This is a genomic window from Leisingera sp. F5 (assembly GCF_001593695.1).
On sequence record NZ_LUKH01000243.1, the window covers coordinates 1 to 3,407 of the forward strand.

General features: G+C 65.0%; 5 protein-coding genes. 4 read left to right on the forward strand and 1 reads right to left on the reverse strand.

Annotation, left to right across the window (positions count from 1 at the left end; translation table 11 throughout):
- The coding region (locus tag A2I95_RS28150) for a YcjF family protein (protein WP_291735227.1) at positions 1-293 on the forward strand (293 nt) is incomplete at its 5' end.
- A gap of 104 nt (positions 294-397) precedes the next feature.
- Here A2I95_RS28150 and A2I95_RS28155 read toward each other — a convergent pair.
- Positions 398-820 (reverse strand): group III truncated hemoglobin, encoded by a 423-nt coding sequence (locus A2I95_RS28155; protein WP_291735229.1) that lies wholly within the window; start codon positions 818-820, stop codon positions 398-400.
- Between the two features lie 160 nt (positions 821-980).
- On the opposite strand from A2I95_RS28155, the gene A2I95_RS28160 reads away from it, so the two are divergent.
- From A2I95_RS28160 to A2I95_RS28170, 3 genes are all read left to right on the forward strand, one after another.
- Positions 981-2,288, forward strand: coding sequence for an SDR family oxidoreductase (locus A2I95_RS28160; RefSeq protein ID WP_291735230.1), 1,308 nt, complete (start codon positions 981-983; stop codon positions 2,286-2,288).
- 1 nt (position 2,289) lies between these two features.
- Entirely contained in the window at positions 2,290-2,778 is a 489-nt protein-coding gene (locus A2I95_RS28165) for a DUF2269 domain-containing protein (RefSeq protein WP_027259914.1), read from the forward strand.
- 248 nt (positions 2,779-3,026) lie between these two features.
- A partial coding sequence (locus A2I95_RS28170; RefSeq protein ID WP_291735231.1) for a class I tRNA ligase family protein occupies positions 3,027-3,407 on the forward strand: 381 nt, incomplete at its 3' end.

A 3,407-nucleotide genomic window follows, 5' to 3' on the forward strand; every position in this document is an offset into this window, starting at 1 on the left:
GGCCCGGATTCTTCAGCTCCTGGCGGCTGACCCGCGCGGTGCTGGCGCATCTGGCCGCCACCGGCGCGGTGGCTGCGGGTGATGACCTCTTGGAGCCGGTGCTGGGCGGATCGGTGCTGTCCAAACTCTCCCGCCGCTTCGGCGAGGGGCTGGTCAATGGGGCGCTGTCCGCGCGCGTCGGCATAGCGGCCATGGAGGTCTGCCGACCGATGCCGTTTTCACCGCGCCACAGACCCGGGACGCGCAAAGTGATTCAGCGGGCGCTGACGGGGCTGTTTTTCAAGGAGAAGTAGCGCGCTTCCAGGCTCATGCGCAGCATGAGCTATGCCCAAGGCTGCTGAGGTGTTCTGGCATGGCCAGGACACCAGCAGGCACGGGAGCGCCCCGCTGGCGGTGCTCAGAACAGTTTCGGCGGCTGGTCTGCTGGCTGGCGCATCGCCACGATGCCGGTGCGGAAACCCTCGCCGATCCGGTCCGCCAAAGCGCCCCACTGCAGCGCGGTGCGCTCCGGCAGTTCGCCGCGCAGCACCTCGTGGAACAGGCTCAGCCACAGCGGAAAATGCACTGCCTTCACATCCGGGCGGGAGACATGCACCCGCATCGGATTGCCGCTGTAGCTCCGCTCCCGCAGGATCGCATTGCGCCAGAAGCCCGCAATCTTTTCCTCATGCTCCACCCAGTCGGTGACATGGGCGGCAAAGACCGGCCCCAGCACCTCATGGGTTCGCACTTGGGCATAGAAGACGGCCACCACGCGCGAGATTTCCTTTGCGGTGATGTCAAACCGCGCCAGCGGATCTGCGGTATTTGCGTCGGTCATCGGATGCTCCGGTCTGAGTGGCCAGAGGCAAAAATAGGCGCAAGCCGGGGAAAGAGGAAGAGGCCGGGCGCATCTGCCGCAGAATCGGGAGACGGCCTCACTGGCGCTGGGCGGCATTGGCGCTATGGTGGGCGGGAGATTTGCCAAAAGGTATTGAATTATGGCGGAGAAAATCGGGCGGGTTCTGGTTCTCGGTGCCTATGGCTTTATCGGCGCTGAAGTGGTCCGGGCCTTGCAAGCCTCCGGGTTTGCTGTGACGGGCCTTGGCCGCAGTGTTGAACAGGCGGCGCGGGTGTTGCCGGGCGTGCCGTTCGTGGAGGGCAATTTGCTGCAACTGCTGCAGCCCGAAGACTGGACGCCGCTGTTGCAGGGCGTGGACGCGGCAGTGAATTGCGCCGGCGTCTTGCAGGACATGGCACCAGGAGAGCTGGAGGCTGTGCATCACTTGGCTATTGCCGCCCTTGCTGCGGCTTGCGCTGACTGCGGGCCAAAGGTGGTGCAGGTCTCCGCTGCCGGGGCAGGGCCGGGGGCTGCAACGGAGTTCATGCGCAGCAAGGGCCGGGGCGATGCGGCCTTGCGGACCTCCGGTGCGGCGGCCTGGATCCTGCGCCCCGGGCTGGTGATCGGACAGGGCGCCTTTGGCGGCACCCGGCTGTTGCGGATGCTGGCAGCGGTGCCGCTGGTGCAGCCGGTTGCGCTGGGCCAGGCACCGGTTCAATGCACCGGGATGGCGGATTTGCCGGCCGCGGTGGTTGCGGCACTCGGCGGCAAGCTGCCTCAAGGCACCTATGATTTGGTGGAGGATCAGGTGAATACGCTGGAAGAGGTGCTGACAGAGACCCGCAAGTGGCTGGGGTTTGCACCTGCCCGGATGGCGCTGCGGGTGCCGGATTGGCTGCTGCCGCCGATTGCAGCCTGCGCCGATGCTCTGGGCCGCCTCGGCTGGCGCTCGCCAATGCGCAGTACAGCGATTGCTGAAATCCGGAGTGGCGTGTGCGGTGACCCGCAACCCTATCGCGCGGCGATGGGGGTGGGGTTGGCCCCTTTGCAGGCTATTTATCACTCGCTGCCTGCGGGCCGGGAACAGCGGTTGGATGCGCGGATGGCACTGATGATGCCAATTGCCGTGGCAGTGCTGTGCCTGTTTTGGCTGGCGTCGGGCCTGATTGGCCTTTGGCAGCTGGAGGCGGCGGCGAATGTGCTGATGGCCAAGGGCTGGGGAAGTTTCCCGGCCAAGACAAGTGTTGTATTCTGGTCGCTCGCAGATATTGCCTTGGGGCTGGCGATTCTCTGGCGGCCCTGGGCGGCGCGGGCCTGCCTGGGGATGGCAGGGGTCTCGCTTTTCTACATGCTGGCAGCAAGCGTCTTTACACCGCAGATGTGGGCGGATCCGCTGGGACCTCTGGTCAAGGTGCTGCCAGGCATCGTTCTGGCGCTGATCACCCATCAATTGCTGCAGGAGCGCTGAGATGGATGCGGATCTGATCCTGCGCTGGCTGCATGTGACCGGTGCCTGTGTGCTGCTGGGCACCGGGGCAGGGATCGCCTTTTTCATGCTGATGGCGCACCGCACCTGTGATACGCGACTGATTGCCCATACCGCAGGCGTGGTGGTTCTGGCGGACCTGCTGTTCACCGCTACGGCGGTGATTGCGCAGCCCATCACCGGCGGTTTTCTGGCCTGGCGGTTGGGTTGGCCGTTCAGCGAAGGCTGGCTGGCGTTGTCGCTGGGGCTATACGTGCTGACAGGAGCGTTCTGGCTGCCCGTGGTCTGGATCCAGCTGAAGCTGCGCGACCTGGCCCGGGCAGCCGCAGCGGCAGGCGAGGAACTGCCTGCGCGCTATCACCGCTTGTTTGCGATCTGGTTTGCTTGCGGCATTCCTGCCTTTGCGGCAGTGCTGGCAATTCTGTGGCTGATGCTGGCGCGGCCGGATCTGGGCGTCTGGCTTGTGCGCTGACGGTGCCGCGGCCGGCAGAATGGGCGTTTCCGCCCGCTGCCGCCCTCGCCAAAATGCGGCACATCTGCCGCTTTACCCTCCGGCGGGACCACCCTATAAGGCCTTACATGTCCCTATTCGCGGCCATCATTATTCGAATTATATCCCCGGCGCTCTGAACACGTGAGCCGCCGGGCAAAGGCGCTTGAGCCATCGCGCCGAACCGAATATCCCCATTTCCGACCTTGATCATCCAAAGGACGCCCCCGATGTGCGCCGACACGCCTCAGACGCCTGACTACAAAGACACCCTGAACCTGCCCAAAACCAACTTCCCAATGCGCGCGGGCCTGCCCAAGCGCGAGCCTGCCTGGCTGCAGCGCTGGGCGGAGATCGGGGTCTATGACCGCCTGCGCGACAAGGCCGCCGCAGCCAAGGGCTCTGATGAAGCGCGCCAGCCCTTCACCCTGCATGACGGCCCGCCCTATGCCAACGGCCACCTGCACATCGGCCACGCGCTGAACAAGACCATCAAGGACATGATCGTGCGCTCGCATCAGATGATGGGTTTTGACGCGCGCTATGTGCCGGGCTGGGACTGCCACGGCCTGCCGATCGAATGGAAGATCGAGGAGCAGTACCGCAAGAAG

Bases quoted from the DNA above. Each gene is read 5' to 3' on its own strand.
- A2I95_RS28155 (WP_291735229.1), bottom strand. From the start codon at position 820: ATGACCGACGCAAATACCGCAGATCCGCTGGCGCGGTTTGACATCACC.
- A2I95_RS28160 (WP_291735230.1), top strand. From the start codon at position 981: ATGGCGGAGAAAATCGGGCGGGTTCTGGTTCTCGGTGCCTATGGCTTT.
- A2I95_RS28165 (WP_027259914.1), top strand. From the start codon at position 2,290: ATGGATGCGGATCTGATCCTGCGCTGGCTGCATGTGACCGGTGCCTGT.